This is a genomic window from Polaribacter sp. Q13, assembly GCF_016858305.2.
In the GTDB taxonomy this organism is placed as follows: domain Bacteria; phylum Bacteroidota; class Bacteroidia; order Flavobacteriales; family Flavobacteriaceae; genus Polaribacter.
Genome location: NZ_CP074436.1, coordinates 489665 through 514717 on the forward strand (window position 1 = coordinate 489665; position 25053 = coordinate 514717).

Below are 25053 nucleotides of genomic sequence, written 5' to 3' on the forward strand. Positions count from 1 at the left end.
ATGATTTGTTAAAACAAACCTTTCTTCAGAATTGGCAGGTTGGGAAAAAGGGATATTCTACATATAGTTTTTCTTTGATGATGCTTGTGTTTGCAATGAATGAACACGTAACAGTGTTTAAATTAGAATAATTTATTCTGAAAATATACAGTTTACCTTTTCTATCTATTTCTATGGATATTGTTAGAAAGAGTGTCCTTTAACGCCTTATAATTACTATAAAGAACATATAGCGTACAAACAAGACTATATGTTAATCTGTTAATTATAGGGTTCTACTAAATTTACATAACATTTATATCCTATTTGTTTAGTTGGAGTTGAAATATGAAAATTGATACAAAGGAAGAGTCTGATTCCTATGTTAGAGGGTGAAAAAATACCTAAAGATTGGAGGACAGCTCAGTTTTATAATTATTGGTCCGCTCCATTTCATTATGGGATTAGAACCGATAGATACACATACCTAAAAGTAAAAGACTATCCGGATGAATTGTTTGATCGAAAGAAAGATCCATTGCAATTGCACAATGTTGCAGGGAAATCCAAGTACAAAAAAAAAATTGTAAAATTGAAGGCAGAATTACTGGATAAAATTATTGAAATTGGTGTCAATCCTGAAGAATTACCAGGTATCGGAAAGAACCAATGCAACCAAAATCTAGGGGTAATTAAAAGAAGAAAAAGCATTAATTAAGATGATGAAAAATAATTTAAAAATTATTATTTGCTGTGGATTGCTTTTTTCATTGCAATTACAAAAGGCAGTAGCACAAGACTCAAGACCAAACATTATATTAATATTAGCCGATGATTTAGGTTATTCTGATATTGGATGTTATGGAGGTGAAATTGAAACACCAAATTTAGATAAATTGGCAAATGAAGGAATACGGTTTAGGCATTTTATAAACGGTTCTAAATGTGCGCCATCAAGGGCTTCTTTATTAACAGGCTTGTATCCTATTGAAACAGGTTGCGTTGGCCCACCTGATCAAATGGTAAATGGCGTAACCATCGCAGAAATGCTGAGAAAAGCAGGTTATAAAACATTAATGTCTGGAAAATGGCATGGAAAAGAAAATCCGGCTAAAAGAGGTTTTGATAAATGTTTCGGAAATCTTAAAGGCGCTTTTAATTATTTTAACCCATCTTCAAAGGATAATTATTGGGAGAATTCGGAACAGATAAAAGACTTTAAACCCAATGATGAATTTTATGCAACAGATAATTTTACAGATAGAGCCATTGGTTACTTAGAGGATGTAAAAGATTCTAAAAAACCATTTTTTCTTTATGTTTCTTATAATGCACCACATTATCCGTTACAAGCATGGCCTGAGGATATCGCAAAATACAGAAACAAATACGTAAAAGGTTGGGACAAAATTCGTGATGAACGTTTTAAGCGTCAACGAGAAATGGGGATTGTTCCTAAGCATTGGAAACTATCTGAGCGAGACAATAAAATTCCTGCTTGGGAAGCGTATCAAAATAAAGATATTGCAGATTTAACCATGGCAACCTATGCAGCAATGGTAGATAGAATGGATCAAAATATAGGGAAACTGTTGGCAAAATTAGAAGCTATCGGTAAAAAAGAGAATACCTTGATTGTTTTTCTGTCGGACAATGGAGGTAATGCAGAAGGACATATGTGGGATGGTAAAAATCAAAAGAATAAACCTGGAGAAAAAGATTCTCAAGCAAAATTAGGTATTGAGTGGGCTAATGCTTCCAATACGCCTTTTAAAAGTTACAAACGTTCCACTTTTAATGGTGGTCAGGTAACACCGTTTATTGTGAATTGGCCAAACGGAAATTTAGCAAAAGGAAGTATATCTAATCAAAAAGGAAATATAACAGACTTGATGCCCACTTTTTTAGAACTAGCCAATGCTACATATCCTGAAGGGGATATTTGGACTGTTCCACAAGAAGGAAATTTAAAAACATCTTGGAAAGTTAAGTCGCTTTCTGGTAAGAGTTTAGTTCCTGCAATTAAAGAAGGAAAAGAAGTAAAAAGAGATAATTTTAAAGGTTATTTTCAAGGAAGTAGAATGTTAATAGCTGGAGACTGGAAAATAGTTTCTGATGGTGGTGATGGTGCTATTCTTCATTTATACGATTATCCGTGGGAGTTATATGATTTAAAGAAAGACGGAACGGAAACCAATAATTTAGCAAATCAGTATCCAAAGCTTGTAGATTCATTAGATAGAGTTTACAGGAATTGGATTAACAAAACGGATGCTCTTACTGGATTAAAATCTCATGAGTATTACCAACCTTATTATTCCGCGGAAGCGAAAATAGCAATCGAAAAATTAGAAAAAGATGGTAAGTATGTCAAGCTGATGAAAACCAGAAGAGCCATTGGCTTGTCTATTGTTGAAAAACTAGCATCTAATAAAGTGAAATTAAAAACATTTATGGGAATGGATAAATTGCCAATGTCTTATTTTGCTGTGGTTGGCATTGGTAGAGAAAAGGGAATGTTAATTCCTGAATTGAAAAACTTGTATGATATTTGGGATAAAAAGAGTAAAGCAATCGAAAAGTATTGTAAAAAACTAGGACCAGATTATTTAAAATTATATGAAATACAAGAACGTATTAGGTTAAGAACAACTTCGTTGGAAGTAAACTAAAAACAATAAAATATGAAAATTATAAAAATAATAGTTGCTATATTTTTAATGAGTGTAACTACAATGAGCGCTCAGCAAAAACAACCCAATATTTTATTTATTGCTATTGACGATTTACGTCCGCAATTAAACGCATACGGTTTAAACCATATGATTACGCCTAATTTAGATGCGCTGGCTTCTGAAGGACGATTGTTTGCAAATCATTTTGCACAAGTTCCTACTTGTGGACCGTCAAGAGCAGTAATGTTGACTGGGAAAAATTTAAAATCTAAAGAAGAAATAGGTCATCATATTTTAGGTAAAAAATTAGCAAAAATTAAGAAAAAAAAAGATCCCGAGACTTTTATTCATCATTTAAAACGAAACGGTTACTATACCGTTGGTATGGGTAAAATTAGCCATAGTATAAGTGGGAGTTATAAGAATAAATTAGAATTACCAAATAGTTGGAATGCATTTTTAAAGAATAAAGATGGGTATCAAATGTATGCCAACGGACAAAAAAGAAATAAAAAAACAACGCCTCCTTTTGAGATGTTAGAAGTAGAAGATGAGGCTTATCCAGATGGTAGATTAGCACAGGTAGCTATAAAAGAATTGGAAAAAAGAGCTAAATCTGATAAACCATTTTTTATGGCTGTTGGGTTTTTAAGACCTCATTTACCATTTTCTGCACCAAAAAAATACTGGGATTTATATAAAAGAGAAGAAATTCCATTATCTCCAAATCCAGAAGCTCCAACAGGAGTTGCTAAAGAATTTTTACACCAAAGTGGTGAGTTTTTTGGACAGTATTATTCGCCTGAAAAAGGTGGGGCAGGAGTTCGTATTTCCGATGATTATGCTAGACAGGTAATCCATGGAAACTTTGCATCTGTTTCTTATGTTGATGCACAAGTTGGTAAAGTTTTAGATCGATTGAAGAAATTAAAATTAGATAAAAACACCATTGTTGTTGTTTGGGGAGATCATGGTTGGCATCTGGGAGATCAAACAATTTGGGGCAAGCACAGTACTTTCGAAAATGCTTTGAAAAGTACCATGATCGTGAAAACGCCTAAAATGGAAAAAGCAGGAAAGGAAACAAAAAGTTTGATAGCTGCTGTTGATATTTATCCAACCCTTTGTGATTTAGCAAACATTACAAAACCTGAAAATTTAGATGGTAAAAGTTTTGCATGCATACTTAAAAATCCTAAAAAGTCTACAAGAGAGGCTGTGCTTAGTTATTGGAGAGATCAAATTAGTATGAGAACAGACCGTTATAGATTGGCTGTTTTTAATGATGGTAAGAAACAAGAATTAATGTTGTTTGATCACGATAAAGATCCTAATGAAACCGTTAATATAGCAGCTACAAGTCCTAAGATTATTGCTGATTTATTGCCTTTGCTTATAAAGATGAACAAAGGATATCTTCCTAATTTAAAATAACGATAAGCTAAAACATGACAAAAATGATTCTAAAATACGCAGTAAAACTATTGTTGCTTTGTTTTATTTCTCAAAGCATACATGCACAAAATTACTATGGAAAAACTAAAGAAGTCGCTCTAACTTCTATTAAACCACAGGGCTGGATTAAAGAGTTCTTGCAAAGACAAGCTGATGGATTGTCTGGAAGCCCCTCTGTTTCTGGATATCCTTATAATACAAATATGTGGATGGAAGACATTCACATTCCTGTTGGACATGTTGGAAAAGACCTTTGGCCATACGAACAAACGGCTTATTATTTAGATGGCTCATTACGTTGTGGGTATTTAATTGGTGATAAAAAATTAATTGATTACACTCAAAAAAACATTAACTATACGCTTAATAACGTTGATGAAACAGGAATTTTAGGGCAGCCTAAAGCAGATGATTGGGCAAGAGTAGTGTATTTCCGAGGAATGATGGCTGATTATGATGTCACTCACAACAAAGATATAATTTCTAAAATGTCAAAACATTTTCTTGATAGCCCTCGTTTATTTAATGAAGGTCGTGGATTAATGAGCATAGAGCCCATTTTATGGTTGTATAATAAAACAGGTAATGAAAAATTACTTGAATTAGCAAAAAATAGTATACATAATATTAAAAACACGAGCTTGGGAGGTGAATACAAAATAAATGAAATTGATAACGAACTCTCATCAAAAATGTTAGACAGAATGCTTTCTAACAAAAAACCTGGAGGTCATGGTGTTGGATTTGTTGAACAAGCAAAACTTCCCGCTATTTTATACCTATATACTGGAGAACAAAAATACCTCGATGCAACTATCAATGCTATTAACAAATTAGAAAAGCATCATTTTTTAGTGGATGGAGTACAAAGCTCTGTTGAACATTTGTCGGGGAAATCAATAAATATGGCTCATGAAACCTGCGATATCATAGACCTTTCTTGGAGTCTTGGTTATTTACTCATGGCAACCAATGATGGGCATTGGGGAGATCTTATTGAACGCGCTATTTTTAATGCAGGATTAGGAGCTTTAGACAAAAATTTTAAAGCACATCAATATTATTCAGCCCCAAACCAACCCGTTGCTGCCGAAGAAACCAGCCAGTTTAATATGGATAAAGATTGGGGAGGCATGGCCTTAGGTCGTATGTGTTACCGTACAGGTCATGATACTGAATGTTGTACAGGAAACATCCATCGATTGATGCCTGTTTATGTTGGTAGAATGTGGTTAGAAAATGCGGATAATTCTGGTGTAACTGCGGCACTATATGGAGCTTCAGATTTCACTTTCAAAAAGAATCACGAAGAAATTAAAATTCAACAAAAAACCAACTACCCATTTGATGAAAACATCCGCTTTACGTTTCATATGAATCAAAAAGCCAATTTTTCTTTCGGTATGCGTATTCCTGCTTGGTGTACAAAACCTGAAATTAAAGTGAATGGAAAAACATTGAAAAAATTTGTTATAGAACAAGGCATGGCAAAAATTCAACGTAATTTTTCAAATGGCGACCAAATTGAATTACATCTTCCTATGGAAATGAAATTAACAACTTGGGGTACAGAAAACGAAGGCGTAGCAGTTGAAAGAGGTCCTTTAGTGTATTCATTGAATGTAGAAAATAAAAGCATAAAATTTCCTTTTATTGGAAATCCAAAACTGATTAATTTCCCTAATAAATTAATGTATCCAACATCAGATTGGAACTATGCCTTAAACGTAAAAGATATTAGTGATGCTAAATTCATACAAATAAATGCAGATGAAACTAAGTATCCTTGGGATCTTGAAAATACCCCAGTAAAAATAGAAATACCCGCCAAAAAAGTAATGAATTGGAACATTGAAGGAACGCATCACGCACCGAGTTTTCCTAAAGAATTGACTTTAGACAAACAAGAAAAGGTAATAACTCTCGTTCCTTTAGGTACTACTTATTTAAGAATGACGGTGTTTCCAAAAACAAAATAGTTTAAAATAAAATGGTGAAATTTAAAATAACGGTGTTGAGTTTTTTCTTTTGTACTCTTAGCATGAGTACAAAAGAATACAATATCGAAGTATCCGAATCTATTAACGAAACAATCCATCTAAAGAAAAAAGAAAACAAAAAGAAAGTTCAGCCTCCTAATGTTTTAATTCTCTTTTTAGATGATTTAGATCCTAATTTTGGTTGTTATGGAAATGATTTAGTTAAAACACCAAACATTGATAAATTGGCATCGGAAGGGATGTTGTTTACGCGTTCTTATGCCGCTGCAGCAGTATGTAGTCCTAGTCATACAACGTTATTTACAGGGTGTTATGCTTCTACTATTGGAGCAGCACATCATAGAAGTACTTATATAGATAAATTACCGAAAGGCTATTTTATTTTGACTGAATTGATGAAAGATGCTGGTTATTTTACGGTCAATTTTAAAAGTGATGGAGATCGTATGTATAATAAGATTTATGGAGCTACAGCAAAAACGGATTTAAATTTTGATAGAGGGAAACCCGAAAACAATCAAGAAAGTGGGAAAGAAGTTTTTGAACATTTAAAGATCATCAACCCCAAAAACATAGCAACTTATTTTAAAGGAGGTGTTTGGGATAAAAAAAGTAAAAACCAACCTTTTTTCGCCTATGCTAATATAGAAACTGGCAAAAAACATGGATTTATTCCAGGTAGAAAATGGGCCAAGGAAAACGGAGTTTCAATCGATTCTACCCAAGTTAAAATTCCGCCGCATTACGCAGATACCAAAGAAGTGCGATCCGTTTTAACAGCTAGCATGGATGCAGTTTCTCATGTAGATTTTGAAGTTGGTAAATTTTTAAAAGCTTTAAAAAACGAAGGTTTAGATAAAAATACGTTGGTTATTTTGGCTTCTGATCATGGAGCAACGTTGTCTAGACACAAACAACAATTGTGGACTACAGGAATTAAGATTCCTATGATTATTCGTTGGCCTGGAAAAGTTATAAAGTCTAGTGTAAATTCTGAATTGGCAAGCATTATAGATATTGCTCCAACGTGTTTAACAGCGGCAAAAACAAACGTTCCAACAACGATGGAAGGTTTAAATTTATTAGGAAGCGATTTACAAAAACGGAAATATTTGTTTGCTACCAAAGATGGTATGGACGGAACTTTTGATGCTTCTCGTTCAGTGATTTCAAAGGAATATCAGTTTATTTATCATTATTTTCCAGAAATTCCTTTCAATGGGAATGGGTATGCAAGAAGAACTCTTTCTTTTAAAAGTATGGTTCAACTTCAAAAGGAAAATAAATTGACTGCTCTACAAGAAATTTATTACGCATCAGAAAAAAGAATAGCTATTGAATTGTATGATTTAGAAAGAGATGTTGATCAAATAAAAAACTTAGCAGACGATACGAATTATCAAAAGATAGTTGAAAGCTATAAAAATGTTCTTTCTGATTGGCAAAAGAAAACAGGTGATGAAATTTTGAATGCTAGAAAAATATTAGGAGTAAAGAAAGTTCCTTTAGACACTAAAGTTGATGAAATAATTAATAGAAAAACATCTAAATAACATGGGGAAAAGTAAAAGAAATTTAGGAATTATAGTTTGTTTGTTTTTTACAATCATGCTGCAAGCAAGAGAATTTAATATCTCAAAATATGGAGCTGTTAATGACGGGAAAACCATAAATACGGTAGCGGTGCAAAAAGCCATTGATGACTGTACAAAAAAAGGTGGCGGAACCGTAATGGTAGATGGAGGCGGAATCTATGTCATCGGAACCATTTTTATGAAAAGCAACGTGACTTTACATATTGATAATGGTACTGTTTTACAGGGAAGTAAATATCAAAAAGATTATGCAATAGAAGGCGTGCATAAAGTGATGTATGCAAGAGAAACGACTAAAGACCTTTGTTTAATTTATGCAGAAAATGCGACTTCTTTTGCTATTGAAGGGCATGGAACTATAGATGGAAATGGGCATTTAGAATATTTTCCGAAAAAAAAAGTAAAAGGAAAATTGTCTCAACGTCCAATGTTACTTCGTTTTAAAGATTGTTCTGATATTTCTATGCGAGATATTCATTTGATAAACCCAGCTTCGTGGACTTCTGTTTGGTTGTATTGCAATAACATTACTATTGATGGCATAACGATAATCAGTAGAGCAAATTTTAATGGAGACGGATTAGATTTTGATGGTTGTCAAGATGTACGTGTAAGTAATTCCAGTTTTGATAATAGTGACGATAGTATTTGTTTACAAGCATCACTTCCTAATAAACCATGTAGAAATATTACGGTAACCAATTGTAATTTTACAACCAAATGGGGAGGAATGCGAATTGGACTTTTGTCTAGAGGAAATATAGAATATGTAACCGTGTCTAATTGTACTTTTAAAGATATTCAAGATTCGGGTTTAAAAATTCAACAAATGGAAGGTGGCGAAATGAGTAACATGACCTTTTCTAATTTAGTGATGGAAAATGTACCAAGACCAATTTTTATGACTTTTTGTAAACAAACGGCTAGTGTAGATACTCCAATAGGTACTTACGAGCCGCTAAAAAGAATGCACAATATGAAATTTGATAATATTATTGTTGATAATTCTAAAGGAGATCGTCATTCCGCATTTTTCTTAACTGGAATTCCTGGGCATGAAATAGAAGACATCTCTATTACCAATGTAGATTTTATTGTTTCAGGTGGCGTGTCTGAAGAAGATGCAAAACAAGAAGAAGTAAAAGAATATACGTTAGAAAACATGAAAAGATGGCCAGAGTTCTTTACAGTTGGATCCTTGCCTGTTTTCGGAATTTATGCGCGTCATATGAATGGTTTGAATCTTGAGAATATTTCTATAAGAACAAATAAAAAGGATATGAGAGCTCCCGTTATTTTGGATAACGTTAAAAATGTTACCACTAGAAATATAAAGGTGAATAGAGCATTAATTAAACTGAAGTAAAACATTACAGTTATTGTTAATAAGAAATAAAATAATGATGAAGTTTAAGAAGTTACAAGTTGTTTTTATTGCTGTTTTAGGATTTATTAATATTGGTTTTTCACAAGATAAAAGACCAAATATTCTTGTTATCGTTGCCGATGATCTTGGTTATTCAACTACCAATGTGTACGGGAAAATTAATCAGGTTAAAACGCCTAACATCGATAGAATAGCAAAGGAAGGAGCCAAATTTACAGATGCTTATGTAACGGCAAATGTTTGTGGACCATCGCGTTCTGCCTTGTTAACAGGGCGTTACCAACAACGTTTTGGGATTTATGCCAATTTTGATACCCAACGCGGACCTGGAGTTCCGGCAAGTGAAGTAACCATGGGACGTTATTTTAAAGATGCGGGTTATACAACGGCTGCAATTGGTAAATGGCATATTGGTGTTAAATTACCAGGACAGCATCCTTTAGATAGAGGTTTCGACAAATATTACGGGTTTAACAGTGCTCAGACAGATTATTTTAATTCGCCAATTTTGTTCGATGGAAAAACAAAAGTTAAAAAACATAAATATTTAACGTTTCAATTTACAGACGAAGCAATCGATTTTATAGACAATGCTAAAAAGAAAGATAAAGAAAAACCATTCTTTATGTATTTAGCCTACAATGCTGTTCATGGTCCAAATCAAGCGCCAGAAGATTATATTAAAAAGTTTAGCAAATATTCGAAGGGTATGAGCAAACAAGCTGCCATGGTAAGTGCTTTAGATGATAGTGTTGGCCGTGTCTTAAATTATTTAAAAGCACAAGATTTAGAAGAAAATACATTGGTTTATTTTTTAAGTGATAATGGCGGTTTACCATCTTGGTGGAAAGGAAGTAATGATCCTTGGAGAGGATTTAAACGAGAACAATGGGAAGGAGGAACTCACGTACAATTTATGATGCGTTGGCCAGCCAAAATAAAAGCAGGACAAACTAGAGAAGAATTGGTTTCTTCTTTAGATGTGTTAACGACAAGTTTGGCTGCGGCTGGAATTAAAGAACCAAAAAATGCACATTTAGATGGTGTAAATATTTTACCTGTTTTTAAGAGTGATACAAAGAATGAAGTGAATTCCACTCTTTTTTGGGCAGGTTCTCATTTAGATGTAATTCAGGGTAATAAAGGAAAAAAGATAAAATTACCATATAAACCAGATAATGCGCCACCTACTTGGGCAGTTAGAAGTGGAGATTGGAAATTGGTTCAAATGATGGAGAAAAAAGGGAAACCTTTATTATTTAATTTGAAAAATGACCCAACGGAATCGAAAGATGTTGCTGATGAAAACGAAAATTTAGTTCGTAAATTAACGAAAGAGTTTAATGTTTGGTTTAAAGATATGACTCCGCCAATTGCTTGGGATAATAAGTATTATGAGGAGTTAAAAACGATTAAATAGTTAAGGAGAATTTTTTTAAATTTTAGTGATTTTTAAATAAAAACAGATAATGAAGAAATCAAAAATAATTTTCAATTTAATTGCGGGTTGCCTTATACTAATTGGGCATTCTGCTTTAGCACAAAATAAAAAACCTAATATTATAGTAATTGTAGCTGATGATTTGGGCTATGCTACCACGGGAACTTACGGACAAGATCCAGATCGCATAAAAACACCAAATATTGATAGAATAGCTAAAGAAGGTGCGCAGTTTACCAATGCTTACGTTACTGCATCGGTCTGTGGACCTTCGCGCTCAGGATTGCTTACCGGGCGTTACCAGCAACGTTTTGGTTCTTATGCGAATTTTGATAGCCAAAGAGGACCTGGAGTGCCAGCTTCGGAAAAGGTAATGGGAACTTATTTTAAAAAAGCAGGATATACTACGGCGGCTATTGGAAAATGGCATATTGGTGTGAAGTTGCCAGGGCAGCACCCAATAGATCGCGGATTTGATAAATACTATGGTTTTAATAGTGCTCAAACGGATTATTTTAATTCTCCAATTTTATTTGACGGGAAGAAAAAAGTTAAAAAACACGACTATTTAACGTTTCAGTTTACCAATGAAGCCATCAATTTTATAGAAGATACAAAGGATAAGCCTTTCTTTATGTACTTGGCATACAATGCTGTTCATGGGCCTAATCAAGTTCCAAAAGAATATAGTGATAAGTTTGATACCGGTAAAAAAGGGGATAATAATATGCTGGGAATGTTGGCAGCACTGGATGACAGTATTGGTAAATTATTAGATTATTTAAAAGAAAAGAACTTAGAAGAGAATACGTTAGTTTACTTTTTAAGTGATAACGGTGGTTTGTCTTATTGGTATAAAGGAAATAATGCGCCTTGGAATGGATTTAAACGTGAACAATGGGAAGGTGGTTACCACGTTCAGTATTTAATGCGTTGGCCAAAAATGATTAAAGCAGGACAAGTTCGTAACGAAATGATTTCTTCGTTAGATATTTTGCCAACAAGTTTGGCCGCCGCAGGAATTAAAGCTTCTAAAAAAGACGAATTAGATGGAGTAAATTTGTTGCCTATTTTTAATCAAAAAGAGACAAAAGTTGTGCATCCTTATTTATTTTGGGCAGGCTCTCATGTTCCTGGAGGAGATGCAAGACCTAAAAGTGATTTTCCGTATAAAAAAGACAATGCACCACCTTCTTGGGCGGTAAGAAGTGGGAAATGGAAATTGGTTCAAATGATGGGTCTTGGAGCGCCAATGTTATATGATCTTGATGCAGATCCTACAGAATCTAAAGATTTAATAGCCAATCACCCGAAAATTGTAAGCACTTTTAAAGCAGAATTTCATAAATGGTTTAAAGATATGAAAACCCCAATAGCATGGGATAAAAAGCATTATGAAATGTTAAAAACTATTAAATAATTCAATTAAAATGAAGCGCCAAAAACCTTTTTACTCTAGTATTAAAAAAATACTAATTCTTTTTTTTATAGTGTTTCTTTTTCAAAGTAATTTGTTTGCACAAATTACTTTGTTAGGAGATAATTCACCTCATCAAAATGTAAACGATGGGAATTTTGAATTGGTAAAAGCACATTCTTGGAGGAAAGGTTTACAATCACCAATGTGGACTTGCAGTCACGGTCAAAATAAACACACAGGAGATAGCCAGATGGCCTTGTTTCAAGGCAGAATTTATAGTTCTGTTTCAAAAGGAATTATAGAATCGAAAGTGTTAGACAATATTTCAGCATATAATAAACCTGTTACAGGTGATGTTTTAAATTGGGGTTTTGGAACTGATTCTGAATACGATTGCGGAGCAAAAATTACAATTAGTCTTGTTTTTGGTGATAAAGAAAGAATATTGGCTGAAAATATTGCAATTAAAGGAGGTGATTTAAAAGTGCAAGAATTTAAGGGAACTTATACCATTACTAAGGAAGATGCTGCAAACGGAATGCCTTTTGTAAGAGCTATTTTATATGGGAGTGAAGGGGTTAAAGTTTTTATTAATTATGTAAATATTAGCGTTCAGGCTTCTGAAACAAATGGACCAAAAGTATTAACTGCTAAAGTTGTTTCCGAAGGAATTAATTTAAAATGGTCTGATAGTAAATCCACTGAAAGTGTTTTATACAATGTTTATAGAGGCGAGACAATAGGCAATGCTTATAAAAAATTGGCAAGCAATATAAAGGGGTTTAATTATACCGATTCAAGTTTAATAAACGGTAAGGAATATCATTATTTGGTAACAAGAGTTGGGGATAAAGAATCTTCAAAATCGCCAGTGGCAACCATCACCAAAATGGATAAAGTGGCTCCGGCTTCTGCAACAAATTTAAAGGCGACTGTTTTTGAAACTGAAATTCAACTTAATTGGAAAAAAAGTATTGACAAAGATGCGGCAAGTTATGCTGTGTACAGAGATGATTCCGAAGGAAATAATTTACGTCAGATTGCATACAATATTAAGAAAGATAAGTTTGTAGATTTTACGCCGGTTAAAGATGTAGAAAACACTTATTTTATTTTCACATATGATTTTAGCGGCAATAAAAGCAAGGTATCAAAACCTGTAAAAGCGAAAGTAAAAGCTGTTTTTGGCACGTCGTTTAGCGATTTAATTTTACCAATGCCAATTTCAGATAAATTAAGATCGGATGTTTGGGGAGCTGACGGAGTAATTCCTCGTGATCCAAATAACGGAATTGAAGATCCAGAATGGAGTTATTGGGGAGGAAGACCTGTGAAGGATAAAGATGGTAAATACCATATGAATGTTGCACGTTGGCCTGCAAATGCGACTAAAGGACATTTGGAATGGCCGTCTTCCACCGTTGCGTACGCTGTTTCTGATAATCCGATTGGTCCTTATAAAGTGAAGAGAGATTTAGTGTATGATTTCCACAATGGATTGGGTCATAATCCTGATGTTATTTTATTAAATGATGGTACTTATATGCTATATTCCTTAATAGATTGGGAAGCTACTTTATTCACTTCAAAAACGATGGCTGGACCTTGGAAAAGGTTAGGAACTATGGAAGTAAACCTTGCTAATTCTGATGTTTCGGAAGGAAGAAGTTATGTGTATTCAAGAAATTTATCGGGTGTGCAGTTAAATGATGGTCGTTTTTTATTTGTTTCCAAAGCGGGAAGTATGATTTTAAGTGATGGGGAAAATCCTTTAGGACCTTATCAAATTGTTTCAAAAGAGATTCGACACAATCCAATAATTCCTGAAAAATACCGCAAATCGGGTTATGAAGATCCAGTACTTTGGAAAGATGATGTACAGTTTCATATGATGATCAACGCTTTTTGGGATTATAGAGCAATTTATTTACGTTCACCAGATGGAATTCATTGGAAATTTAACCTTGGAACAGCGTATACGCCACATGATACTTCGTACGAAGATGGTACGCAAACACATTGGTATAAGTTAGAAAGACCTCATGTTTTACAAGATGAATTTGGTAGAGCAACCCATTTATCTTTGGCTGTTATTGATGTTCCTAAAGCTGATGATTTAGCAAAAGATAATCATAATTCAAAAAATATAATTATGCCGTTAGTTTTGCATAAGCGGATTAAAATGCTGAATAAAAAGAAGATAAATAAAGATACTAAAAGCATAAAAATTAGAATTATTTCTGAAGAAGGATTTGATGCTCAGAAGGATATTGATTTAAACTCTTTGCGATATGGTGCAACTGAAGAAGTAGATTTTGGTAAAGGATGTAAAATCTTTAAAACAAAAAAGAAAGGAAAAGACCTTATTGTAATATTTTCTGGTGATGGAAACGGCATTACTAATAAGAATTTTGTAGGTAAATTATTAGGGAAAACTAAAAAAGGAGAATTAATTATTGGGTATTCTAAATTGAAAGCAGATTAATATGAAATATAAAATGGATTTAAAATTAAGGAAAACGTTTGGATTACTATTCTTTTTCTTTTCAGTAACCGTACTTAGCGCAAAGAACATAGAAATATATAACAATATTGCCATTACAGATAATAGCAATTCCAAAGCGGTTATGTATGCTGTAAAAGCGCTTAAAAAAGATTTCAATGTAAAATTTGGAACGACAAAATCATCAAAAGAAGTTATACTTATTGAGTTGAATATTGATAAGAATAGTAAAGATTTTGATAGTTATAAAATTGAAATTTCTGATAAAAAAATCATTTTTAATGGAACGGATGAATTGGGTTTAATTCACGCTATTTATGCTTTTTCAGAAGATTATTTAGGCATAGATCCATTTATCTATTTTACAGATATTGTACCCGAAATGGTGAGTTCTATCAAAATTAAAACTGGAAAAATTTCATCAAAAAAGTATACGTATAAACATCGGGTGTTTTTTGTGAATGATGAAGATTTAATTGTTGGTTTTGAGATGGAAAAACTTGAATATGGTTTCAATCTTGAATTCATGGAGAAATTTTACGAAACCATGTTAAGACTTAAAATGACAGGTGTAATTCCTTCTACACTGGTTTTAGCAGATGAAGTGCATCTTAAATTAGCATCAGACATGGGCTTGTATATTGCACAACATCATGCAGAACCTGTAGGAAGTGTGCCATTATATTGGCCAAAGAATATTCCGTATTCTTGGTCTACACATAAAGAATATTTTGTGAAGTTTTGGAGAGATGCTATTGAAAGACAAAAAGGAAAAAATGTCATTTGGACGTTAAATTTTAGAGGATTATTAGATCGTGCTTTTTGGGACGATGACCCCAGTATGTCTCGTAAAAGTTCTGCGGCTGAGAAAGCAAAAATTGTAAACGAAGTTATTGAAACGCAGTACAACCTTATCAAAGAAATTAGAGGTGAAGAAGATCCTTTAGTGTGTGGTTATTTATGGGGAGAACTGGGCGGAATGTATCGTGATGGACTAATTAATTATCCAAAAAATACCATGATATTGTTTTCAGATCAAGGTTACGGAACATTTCCGGAAGGCACATGGAAATCTGCAGAGAACACAAAATTAGGTAAAGGCGTTTATCAACATGTATCATATCACAATCGTAGAACACATTTGCGTATAAACACCATTCATCCAGATGTTTTACATAGAGAAATGGACAAGGCAATTACGCATGGTTTAACCGATATGATTGTGTTAAACGTTGGTAATTTTAAAGAGAAAATATTTGGAGTGCAGCAAATGGTGAATTATATGAATGATTTTGATTCGTATAAAAATCAACCTAATGGTAATTATTATTTCGATTGGTATGCTAAAGATAAATTCAATACCAGTTCACAGGCAGTTGTACAGAGTTATAAAGACTTTTTTACAAATCAATTTGATTTGGGAGATCCAGAACGAAAGCCAGGAGATGAATGGTACTTCTTTTATGTAGAACGCTTATTAAATATGGCGTATCAAAAAGAAATGGATCCTAGTTTTTTTAAGAAAGAGTTTCCTGGTAAAGGGAAAAAAGCATTTTTAAAGTTGAAAGATTTTAATTCGAAAATGGATTTTGCCTTGGATGCGTATTCAGAAATATATAATTTAGCTGAAGATAAATGGGCCGTTTCGGTGCAACATACTTTAGAAGCTAAAGGAGAATTAAAAGGGAGTAGGTTAAATTTTTATACTATAGATATGGCACTTCCTACAGAAAAAATGTTCAACTTAACTGGGATGGCTGCAGATTTTTCAAAATCATTAAAATACTATTTAAATAAAGAGTATCATAAAAGTCAATTAGCAGCCTATGCAGCTTTAGAGCATGCAAAAAAAGCTGTTGAAATCGAGAAGAGAATAGAGCAAAATGGATCAGGTAAATTCAAAGATTGGTATCGTTGGGATGAAACGGCATTAACGTATCGTATTGAAGAGGTTTTAGAAAATTACATTTTACATGTTAAAGATTTGAAGTTTTTTAACTTAGAATACAAAAACAGGAATTCTAAAACACCTGGTATTCAGTATAAATACCAACCTTTTTTTGATAGCAAATATCAGAAAGAACTCATTTATATGGAAAATGCTGATTAATTGATCAAGATGTTTTAAAATAAAATTGAATAAAATATACAAATTTATGATTAGAAAATATATACTAGTTGCTATTAGCTTTTTTGCGTTATTATCATGTAAATCTAACGAGCAGAATAAACAGAAAGTTGAGGTGATAAAAGATTATAAAAATATCAGTTTTACGCCACTATCGCCAGAGACAGTAGCCAATTTTCAAAATAGTGAGACAACTAAACAAGTTTTGGTAGAGCCAGAGAATTATGTTTGGGGATTAAGTGTGGTAAAATGGGAAGGAAAATACCATGCCTATTATTCTCGTTGGAACAAGAAATATAAGCACAAAGGCTGGATGACCAATTGTGAAATTGCACACGCCGTTTCAGACAATCCAGCAGGCCCATTTAAATTTGTAAATGTTGTTTTACAAGATAGAAAAACGAATGGATGGGATGTAAATAATTCTCACAATCCGTATGCTACTATTGCCGAAGGAAAAATTTGTTTGTATTATATAGCCAATGATATTAAGGCGTTACTTGAAAAAGATAAAATTGAATATCCTGATGAAGATTGGTTTAATAACAACAGAAGTGCCATTAGAGATAGCCAACGTATAGGTGTTGCTGTGGCAGGTAATCCAGCGGGACCTTTTGTAAGATCAAAAAACATTGTAGTTGAACCCGACAATGTAAAGTTTAAAAAAATAGCCGTGAATCCTGCAGTAATTTATAAAGACAATAAGTATTTAATGATTATGAAAGGTGATGATTTAAAACACGAAAAACCTTTTAGAATTCAGTTAGTAGGTAGTTCAGATAAGGCAGAAGGTCCTTTTAATTTTAAAAAGAAACCAGTGTATGCAGAAGCTCAAACAGAAGATGCGTGTATTTGGTTTGACCAAATTCTGAACAAGCATTATATGGTTTGCCATGTAATGGGAAAAAAGGACTTAGCTTTGTTTAGTTCAGAGAATGGTTTTGATTGGCAACAAGATGAAAGAAGTGTTTTTATGAAGAAAGAATTTGTACTTTCGGACGGAACAATTTGGAAACCAAAACGAGTGGAACGACCTTTTGTGTTAACCAATGAAAAAGGGCAGCCCATTATGATTTATGTGGCCGTTTATGATAATAATGTAAATGGGAATATTGCCATTCCTATTGAATATAATAATGTTGATAAATAAAAAAAAATGAAAAAAGTAACAATCCTTTTATCCGCAGCAATTGTACTGCTAATGTCTTGTAATACCAAGCAGAAAGTTGATGAAAAATCTAAAGAACCAGCAAAGAAAAATATCCTATTTATTTTAGCAGATGATTATGGTTATAATGATTTAAGTTATAGAAACGATAGTTTTTATGAAACGCCAAATATTGATCGTATCGCAAAAGAGGGAACCGTTTTTAACAATGGTTATGCTGCATGCCAAGTTTGTAGTCCATCTAGAGCAAGTATTATGAATGGTAAATTTCCTGCACGTCACGGAATTACAGATTGGATTGGTGCACGTGAAGGAGAAAAATGGAGAGAGAAAAAAAGGTTTTCAAAATTAATGCCAGCCAAGTATAAACATAGCTTGTCTCATAAAGATGTTACGTTACCAGAAGCCTTAAAAGCTGCCGGATATGCAACGTTTTTTGCAGGTAAATGGCATTTAGGAGAAAAAGGATCGTGGCCAGAAGATCATGGTTTTGATGTTAATAAAGGTGGTTGGGATGCTGGTGGACCTCGTGGAGGTTATTTTTCTCCATATAAAAATGATAACTTAAAGGATGGAAAAGATGGTGAGAACCTAAGTATGCGTTTGGCAAAAGAAACGGTAAACTTTATGAAAGAGAATAAAGACAACAGATTCTTTGCTTACTTGTCTTTCTATGCAGTACACGGAAAAATTCAAACAACAAAAGATAAATGGGCAAAATATCGTAAGAAAGCTGAGAAAAATGGCATTGCTGAGACTTCTTTTAAAATGAAGAAATTTTTGCCAATGAGAGAAACGCAAGACAATCCTATTTATGCTGGTTTAGTAGAATCTATGGATGATGCAGTTGGAGAAGTTTTAAAAGGATTAGAAGATTTAGGATTGGCCGAAAACACCATTGTTGTTTTTACTTCTGATAACGGAGGCGTTTCTGCAGGAGACTCTAACTCAACTTCCAATTTGCCATTAAGAGGAGGTAAAGGATATCAATATGAAGGAGGAATTAAGGAACCATATTTTATAAAAGTTCCTTGGATAAAAAAGAGAATTAAAGAGAATAATACACCAGTTACTGGTACAGATTTTTATCCTACATTGTTAGATTTGGTTGGATTAAAGTTAAAACCAAAAGAGCATTTAGATGGCGTTAGTTTATTACCGCTGTTAACAGGAGGAACTATCAAAGAGCGTCCGTTAATTTGGCATTATCCACATTATGGAAATCAAGGAGGAGAGCCTTCATCAGTAATTAGAAAAGGTGATTGGAAATTTATTCATTATTATGAAGATGGTAGAGGAGAGTTATTCAATTTAAAAAATGATGAAGCTGAAATACATGAAATTTCAAAAGAAAATCAAGAAATAGCATCGGCATTAAAAACAGAGCTTTTTAATTACTTGAAAGAAGTAGGCGCAAATTATCCAGAGAAAGATCCGACGTATAATGCGGCTTTAGAGGCAGCATATTTACAAAAAATAGCAACTAAAAGGTTAGAAAGTCTAGAGAAACAAAGAATGTCTTATTTATCACCAGATTTTGACCCTAAAAATGATTGGTGGGGAAGTTTTCAAACTATAGACTAATCTAAAAACATTAATTCAGGTGATGAATTTGAAATTAATAAGTTTCAAATTATTTATTTACCTTCATTCTATAAAATTAAAAAAATCTCTAAGACATTTCTTAGAGATTTTTTTGTTACAGAATTCTTGTTTTTAAAAAGGAATAACGTCTAAAAGTTGAATATTAGTGTCGGTTCTGTTAACCCCTTTTACTTTAAAAATAGCTGTAAAGTGATGTTGCTCTTTTAAATAGTTGTTTTCAAATTTTGTAATGCTATCAATATTTGTAAAATAAGCAACAGTTGCACTTACGCCAATATCATGTTGTGAAAAAAATACAAAATGCTCTTTATGTCCTAAGCTTTTGTATTTAGAAACAATGGCATATTCTTCGGATTCTGTTTTAGATTTTAAATCAATAGTTTGGTCTTTTATTTTAGGGTGATTTTTAATCGTTATAAAGTCATTAGAAATATTACAGAACGGATTTCCTTCATTAAAAAAAGGTAAAAATTGATTTTTGTTTTTTGTTGGCCCTACGTAGATTACATTCTTTTCTTTAATTTCTGGAATAGAAGTTTGTGTAGAGAACCTGATGTCAAAATTATGATTATGTTGCTGAAAAAAACTTTGAATTTTCTGAGTAGCTAAAGCGCCCATGCGTGTGCTGTAACTGTATTTAGAAGGTTTGATTAATTTTTTTAATTCTGGGTTTTTATCAATAAAAGCATGAAACTCTTCATTTGTGTTGATATCGAAATCACGGGTCCAACCGTAACCTTTGGTGATTGTTTTTCCTGTAATTCCAAAGTGATCGCCAATAAATAAATTTGTTTGTGAATCGCTTTTAAAAAATTCTTTCCACAGTTCAGGCGGTTTTGGTGTTGTATTACTGATGGTGAAAAAAGCAATTACACCAATTAACAAGACATACGGAATAGTAACTTTCCAATTAATTTTCTGAAATGTTTTTTGTGGCGATTCTGTTTTTGTAAAACTTACTTTGTACTGTCCTTTTTTAATGTGTAATATCCAAGAATCGTCTTTACCTTCTGCGGTATAATAGGTAATTAGTTTTTTTCTTAAATTGTATACGTTTACTCGAACACGAGGGTTGTTTTTATCCGTTACTTCTTTGTTTCCAAAAAAATCAATATCAATAACACCTTCTTTTAAAGTAGTGTTGTTTAAAGTAGCATCATGTAAATATTGAAGTAACGCATTACTAGTAGGAGCATTTTTTAGTGTATTGCTCTTTTTAATTTTAGAAACAATTTCTTGTTTTTGCTCGTTTGTTAGTATTGTTTTTTTTAAACTCATGTAAAATAGGTTTGACCTAATAGCTGTAAACTTTAACCGTTATAGCTACCGTTAAAGTAGCGTTAAAGTTATGAAAATGAAATGATATACTTAGCTTTGAGTAAGTTTTTTTAAAACTTGTATTTGTAGAAGAATCAAAATCAAAAAACATAAATGAAACCATTTTTAAATAAAGACTTTATTTTAGAAACCAACGTAGCTAAAATTTTGTTTCATGAAAGTGCAGAAAAAATGCCGATTATAGATTATCACTGTCATTTAGATCCGAAAGTAATATCAGAAAATAAAAATTTTAGAAACTTAACTCATTTGTGGTTAGATGGCGATCATTATAAATGGAGAGCTATGAGAACAAATGGCGTTTCAGAAAAATATTGCACTGGTGATGCTACCGATTGGGAAAAGTTTGAAAAATGGGCAGAAACGGTTCCGAATACATTGAGAAACCCTTTGTATCATTGGACACATATGGAGTTGAAAATGTATTTTGGTTTTGAAGGTTTGTTAAATAAAGATACCGCAAAAGAGGTTTGGGATTTAGCAAATGAAAAATTGAAAACACCAGCGTTTAAACCACAGGGTTTAATGAGAACGATGAATGTAGAAGTAGTTTGTACTACAGATGATCCAATAGATTCTTTAGAACATCATATACAAATTGCAAAAAGCGATTGCGAAATTAAAGTTTTACCAACTTGGAGACCAGACAATGCAATGGCTATCGAAAATGGTGAGGCCTTTAATGATTATATGGTGAAATTATCTGGTGTTTCGGGGGTTTACATAAACTCTTTTGAAGATTTGATAAAGGCTTTAAATATACGTCATGATTTTTTTAATGAAATTGGTTGTAGATTGTCTGATCATGGAATTGAGGTTTTTTATGCTGAAGATTATGTGATGGCTGATATTAGAACTATTTTCTTTAAAGCTAGATCTGGTATCGAATTAAATTCTGATGAAATAGTAAAGTTTAAATCTGCTATGTTGTATGAATTCGGAATTATGGATCATAAAAAAGGTTGGACGCAACAATTTCATTACGGTGCCATAAGGAATAATAATAGTAGATTATTGTCTAAATTAGGGCCTGATACAGGTTTTGATTCTATTCATGATGCTAATAGTACAGCTGCTATGTCTAAATTTTTAAATACTTTAGACACAGAAGATAAATTGACTAAAACAATTATTTACAATTTGAATCCTTCTCAAAATGAAGTTGTGGCTACTATGATTGGTAATTTTCAGGATGGAACTATTCCGGGTAAGATTCAATTTGGTTCTGGTTGGTGGTTTTTAGATCAAAAAACTGGTATGGAAAATCAACTAAATGCCTTATCTAATTTAGGATTATTAAGTCGTTTTGTTGGAATGTTAACAGATTCTAGAAGTTTTGTATCGTATTCTCGTCATGATTATTTTAGAAGAATTCTATGTAATTTATTGGGGAATGATATTGAAAACGGTTTGATTCCTTACGATAAAGAGTTGTTAAGTAATATGGTAAAAGACATTTGTTATTACAACGCAAAAAATTATTTCAAATTTGATTAAAAAATATATGAAAAAATTAAAAAGGTATTTGCTTGTAGTTGTTTTTTTTACAACGCAATTGGTTGTATCTCAGCATCAAATTTCTACAGATAATGGGGTTAAAACAGAAATTAAATATTTGTCTGGAACTGGAAGTGACAATTTAGTGGAGTGGGATTTTTTCTGTTCAGAAGGAAGAAATAGCGGAAAATGGACAAAAATAGGCGTGCCATCTTGCTGGGAACAAAAAGGATTTGGCGCTTATAATTATGGTTCTGATGACGAAAAAAATAGAGCCAAAGAAATTGGTCTGTATAAACATACTTTTGACGTTTCTAAAGATTGGAAAAACAAAGACATCAACATTGTTTTTGAAGGTGTTATGACGGATGCTGAAGTGAAAATTAATGGAAAATTAGTAGGAGAAACTCATCAAGGTTCTTTTTATGAATTTAAATACAATATTTCTAAACTTTTAAAATACGGAAAAGTTAATCTATTAGAAGTAAAAGTGAGTAAAGTTTCTGCAAACGAGTCTGTAAATCATGCAGAGCGTAATGCTGATTTTTGGATTTTTGGTGGAATTTACAGACCTGTTTATCTGACAGTTGCGCCAAAGGAAAATATAAAACGTTTGGCAATTGATGCAAAAGCAAACGGAGAAATTATCGCAGACTTATTTTTAGATGCTAAAAAAGCACAAGCTGTAAGTCTATCACTTTTGGATATTGAAGGAAATAAAATTCAGGATTTGGTTGTAAAAAGTATTCAAAAAGAAAAATTAAAGTGGACGGTAAAAGTAAAGGCTTCAAATATTCTTACATGGAATCCAGAGCAACCAAATTTATACAGTTTACAGGTTAATTTGTTGGGTAATAAGCAGAAGGTTCTTCATATTATAACTCAAAAAATTGGTTTTAGAACCGTAGAAATTTTAGAAGGAGATGGTATTTATGTAAATGGAGAACGAATTAAATTTAAAGGAGTTAATAGACATTCTTTTCACCCAAGTTCTGGTAGAACCACATCAAAAGCATTGAGTATTAAACATGTGCAAATGATGAAGGATATGAATATGAATGCGGTTCGCATGTCTCATTATCCACCAGATGTTCATTTTTTAGAGGCTTGTGATTCAATTGGACTTTTTGTGATTGATGAAATTTGTACATGGCACAACCCAATGTTAGACACCAAAGTGGCGCGTAAAATTGTAAAAGAAACGGTGGTGAGAGATGTAAATCATCCTTCCGTTTTATTATGGGCAAACGGAAATGAGCAAGGTTGGAACCCGGAAGTAGATGGCGATTATGCCAAATGGGATATTCAGAATAGAGAAGTAATTCATCCTTGGAGTATCTACAAAAAAACAAATACCATTCATTATAGTCATTATCATTCTTTGATAAATGATTCGTATTCCAAAGAAAAAATTTTATTTCCTACAGAGTTTTTACACGGTTTGTATGATGGTGGTCATGGTGCAGGATTAGAAGATTATTGGGAGAAAATGTGGAGTTTACCACAATCTGCAGGTGGTTTTTTATGGGATTTTGCTGATGAAGGCATCGAAAGAACCGATAGAAATAACGAATTAGATTTACAAGGAAACAAAGCAGCAGATGGCATTGTTGGCCCTTATGACGAGAAAGAGGCAAGTTATTTGACTATTAAAGAAATTTGGTCTCCAATTTTTATAGAAGAGAGATTTATTAAGGATGATTTTAACGGGATATTTCGTGTGGAAAATAGATTCCATTATACAAATTTGGATGCTTGTAAAATGACAGCTAAATGGGTGAAGTTTGATGGTCCTAATGGAAATTTAAATCCTTCAGTTATTTCAGGAAGTAACGTTCTATTGCCAAGTTTATCTCCTGGAGTTAAGGATAAATTTTATGTTGATACACCAGAAAATTGGAAAACAGCAGATGCCTTGCATTTAACAGCAGTAAATCCTCAAGGAAAAGAAATTTTTACTTGGACGTATCCTGTAAAAACTCCAAAAGAGGTAAATCTATCAAAAATAGAGTATTCAAATAAAGGAAGTCTGAAAATAGAAACGAAGAATAATCAAATACAAGTTGAGGCAAATGAAATGACGTATTTGTTTTCTGATAAAACCGGTTTGTTAGAACAAGTTAAAAAAGGGAATAAGATAATTCCGTTACATAATGGCCCTATTATTTTAAGTCAGCATGATAAAATTGAAAATGTTACTGTGAAATCATTAGAGAATGCAGTAGAAATTACCGTTGTTTTTGAAGAAAAAAGCAGGTCTCCTTCTTGGTCTACCATTAAAGAAAAACGTTCTGATATTATAAAATGGATGGTGCATTCAAATGGTTTGTTAGACTTAAAAGTAGAATTTAAAGGTTTTAGAAATTTAAAAGATTTTAGAGGCATTACATTTTCATTCCCAGAAAAAGAAGTTGCAGGTATGAAATGGTTAGGAGATGGTCCATACAGAGTTTGGAGAAATAGAATGAAAGGAACCAAATTTCAGGTTTGGGAAAATGATTATAACAATACGGTTACCGGAGAATCTGGCTTTGTATATCCAGAATTTAAAGGGTTTTTCTCAAGTGTTTATTGGACAAAATTAAAAGGAAATAATGACAATGGTTTTACTGTTTTTTGTCATTCGCCACACACATATTTACGAATGTTAACTCCACAAAAACCAAAGGAAGATTCAAAAGGACGCGTTTCTCCAGAGTTTCCTAAAGGTGATATTTCTTTTGTGAAAAATATTCCAGGAATTGGAACCAAGTTTCAAAAACCAGAAAGTATGGGGCCTCATGGAAATCCTGAACATTATTTTGGTAATGATGATGAACCAATAAGTATCGATTTAACGTTTCAGTTTTAAAAACTTATAAA

Annotated in this window: 15 protein-coding genes; 14 read left to right on the plus strand and 1 reads right to left on the minus strand. The window is 32.7% G+C overall.

Annotated features, from left to right (window positions below; all coding sequences use genetic code 11):
* Positions 1 to 334 precede the first annotated feature (334 nt).
* From JOP69_RS01930 to JOP69_RS01985, 12 genes are all read left to right on the plus strand, one after another.
* Positions 335 to 697, plus strand: a complete 363-nt coding sequence (locus JOP69_RS01930) for a sulfatase/phosphatase domain-containing protein (RefSeq protein ID WP_203393121.1) — start codon at positions 335 to 337, stop codon at positions 695 to 697.
* A gap of 1 nt (position 698) precedes the next feature.
* Positions 699 to 2651, plus strand: coding sequence for an arylsulfatase (locus JOP69_RS01935; protein WP_203393120.1), 1953 nt, complete (start codon positions 699 to 701; stop codon positions 2649 to 2651).
* Positions 2652 to 2663: 12 nt separating this feature from the next.
* Positions 2664 to 4088, plus strand: a complete 1425-nt coding sequence (locus JOP69_RS01940) for a sulfatase (RefSeq protein ID WP_203393119.1) — start codon at positions 2664 to 2666, stop codon at positions 4086 to 4088.
* Between the two features lie 23 nt (positions 4089 to 4111).
* Positions 4112 to 6088, plus strand: a complete 1977-nt coding sequence (locus tag JOP69_RS01945; RefSeq protein WP_203393118.1) for a beta-L-arabinofuranosidase domain-containing protein — start codon at positions 4112 to 4114, stop codon at positions 6086 to 6088.
* Positions 6089 to 6150: 62 nt separating this feature from the next.
* Positions 6151 to 7662 (plus strand): sulfatase, encoded by a 1512-nt coding sequence (locus tag JOP69_RS01950; RefSeq protein ID WP_203393117.1) that lies wholly within the window; start codon positions 6151 to 6153, stop codon positions 7660 to 7662.
* 1 nt (position 7663) lies between these two features.
* A complete protein-coding gene (locus JOP69_RS01955; protein WP_203393116.1) occupies positions 7664 to 9070 on the plus strand; it encodes a glycoside hydrolase family 28 protein in 1407 nt (468 codons plus the stop codon).
* A gap of 34 nt (positions 9071 to 9104) precedes the next feature.
* Positions 9105 to 10511 (plus strand): sulfatase, encoded by a 1407-nt coding sequence (locus JOP69_RS01960; RefSeq protein WP_203393115.1) that lies wholly within the window; start codon positions 9105 to 9107, stop codon positions 10509 to 10511.
* A 49-nt stretch (positions 10512 to 10560) separates the two neighbouring features.
* Positions 10561 to 11952: a sulfatase gene (locus JOP69_RS01965; protein ID WP_203393114.1), complete on the plus strand. Its 1392-nt coding sequence runs from the start codon at positions 10561 to 10563 to the stop codon at positions 11950 to 11952.
* A gap of 10 nt (positions 11953 to 11962) precedes the next feature.
* Positions 11963 to 14437 (plus strand): hypothetical protein, encoded by a 2475-nt coding sequence (locus tag JOP69_RS01970; RefSeq protein WP_203393113.1) that lies wholly within the window; start codon positions 11963 to 11965, stop codon positions 14435 to 14437.
* Position 14438: 1 nt separating this feature from the next.
* Complete coding sequence (locus tag JOP69_RS01975; RefSeq protein WP_203393112.1) at positions 14439 to 16565, plus strand: glycosyl hydrolase 115 family protein; 2127 nt, start codon at positions 14439 to 14441, stop codon at positions 16563 to 16565.
* A gap of 46 nt (positions 16566 to 16611) precedes the next feature.
* The gene (locus JOP69_RS01980; RefSeq protein ID WP_203393111.1) at positions 16612 to 17733 is read left to right on the plus strand and encodes a glycoside hydrolase family protein; all 1122 of its coding nucleotides are present in this window, start codon (positions 16612 to 16614) and stop codon (positions 17731 to 17733) included.
* A 6-nt stretch (positions 17734 to 17739) separates the two neighbouring features.
* On the plus strand, positions 17740 to 19335 hold the full coding sequence (locus JOP69_RS01985) for a sulfatase (RefSeq protein ID WP_203393110.1): 1596 nt from the start codon (positions 17740 to 17742) through the stop codon (positions 19333 to 19335).
* Positions 19336 to 19467: 132 nt separating this feature from the next.
* On the opposite strand, the gene JOP69_RS01990 is transcribed toward JOP69_RS01985, so the two are convergent.
* A complete protein-coding gene (locus JOP69_RS01990) occupies positions 19468 to 20634 on the minus strand; it encodes a hypothetical protein (protein ID WP_203393109.1) in 1167 nt (388 codons plus the stop codon).
* Positions 20635 to 20787: 153 nt separating this feature from the next.
* Here JOP69_RS01990 and uxaC point away from each other — a divergent pair, with 153 nt between their 5' ends.
* Together uxaC and JOP69_RS02000 are read left to right on the plus strand one after the other, a co-directional pair.
* Positions 20788 to 22191 carry a glucuronate isomerase gene (gene uxaC, locus JOP69_RS01995; RefSeq protein ID WP_203393108.1) on the plus strand — a complete coding sequence of 468 codons (1404 nt, stop codon included), beginning with the start codon at positions 20788 to 20790 and terminating at the stop codon, positions 22189 to 22191.
* A gap of 7 nt (positions 22192 to 22198) precedes the next feature.
* On the plus strand, positions 22199 to 25042 hold the full coding sequence (locus JOP69_RS02000) for a glycoside hydrolase family 2 protein (protein WP_203393107.1): 2844 nt from the start codon (positions 22199 to 22201) through the stop codon (positions 25040 to 25042).
* Positions 25043 to 25053 lie beyond the last annotated feature (11 nt).

What these genes read in the sequence shown, in the direction of transcription:
- JOP69_RS01935 (WP_203393120.1), top strand. Translation starts at nt 699, where the DNA reads ATGATGAAAAATAATTTAAAAATTATTATTTGCTGTGGATTGCTTTTT.
- JOP69_RS01940 (WP_203393119.1), top strand. Translation starts at nt 2,664, where the DNA reads ATGAAAATTATAAAAATAATAGTTGCTATATTTTTAATGAGTGTAACT.
- JOP69_RS01945 (WP_203393118.1), top strand. Translation starts at nt 4,112, where the DNA reads ATGATTCTAAAATACGCAGTAAAACTATTGTTGCTTTGTTTTATTTCT.
- JOP69_RS01950 (WP_203393117.1), top strand. Translation starts at nt 6,151, where the DNA reads ATGAGTACAAAAGAATACAATATCGAAGTATCCGAATCTATTAACGAA.
- JOP69_RS01955 (WP_203393116.1), top strand. Translation starts at nt 7,664, where the DNA reads ATGGGGAAAAGTAAAAGAAATTTAGGAATTATAGTTTGTTTGTTTTTT.
- JOP69_RS01960 (WP_203393115.1), top strand. Translation starts at nt 9,105, where the DNA reads ATGATGAAGTTTAAGAAGTTACAAGTTGTTTTTATTGCTGTTTTAGGA.
- JOP69_RS01965 (WP_203393114.1), top strand. Translation starts at nt 10,561, where the DNA reads ATGAAGAAATCAAAAATAATTTTCAATTTAATTGCGGGTTGCCTTATA.
- JOP69_RS01970 (WP_203393113.1), top strand. Translation starts at nt 11,963, where the DNA reads ATGAAGCGCCAAAAACCTTTTTACTCTAGTATTAAAAAAATACTAATT.
- JOP69_RS01975 (WP_203393112.1), top strand. Translation starts at nt 14,439, where the DNA reads ATGAAATATAAAATGGATTTAAAATTAAGGAAAACGTTTGGATTACTA.
- JOP69_RS01980 (WP_203393111.1), top strand. Translation starts at nt 16,612, where the DNA reads ATGATTAGAAAATATATACTAGTTGCTATTAGCTTTTTTGCGTTATTA.
- JOP69_RS01985 (WP_203393110.1), top strand. Translation starts at nt 17,740, where the DNA reads ATGAAAAAAGTAACAATCCTTTTATCCGCAGCAATTGTACTGCTAATG.
- JOP69_RS01990 (WP_203393109.1), bottom strand. Translation starts at nt 20,634, where the DNA reads ATGAGTTTAAAAAAAACAATACTAACAAACGAGCAAAAACAAGAAATT.
- uxaC (WP_203393108.1), top strand. Translation starts at nt 20,788, where the DNA reads ATGAAACCATTTTTAAATAAAGACTTTATTTTAGAAACCAACGTAGCT.
- JOP69_RS02000 (WP_203393107.1), top strand. Translation starts at nt 22,199, where the DNA reads ATGAAAAAATTAAAAAGGTATTTGCTTGTAGTTGTTTTTTTTACAACG.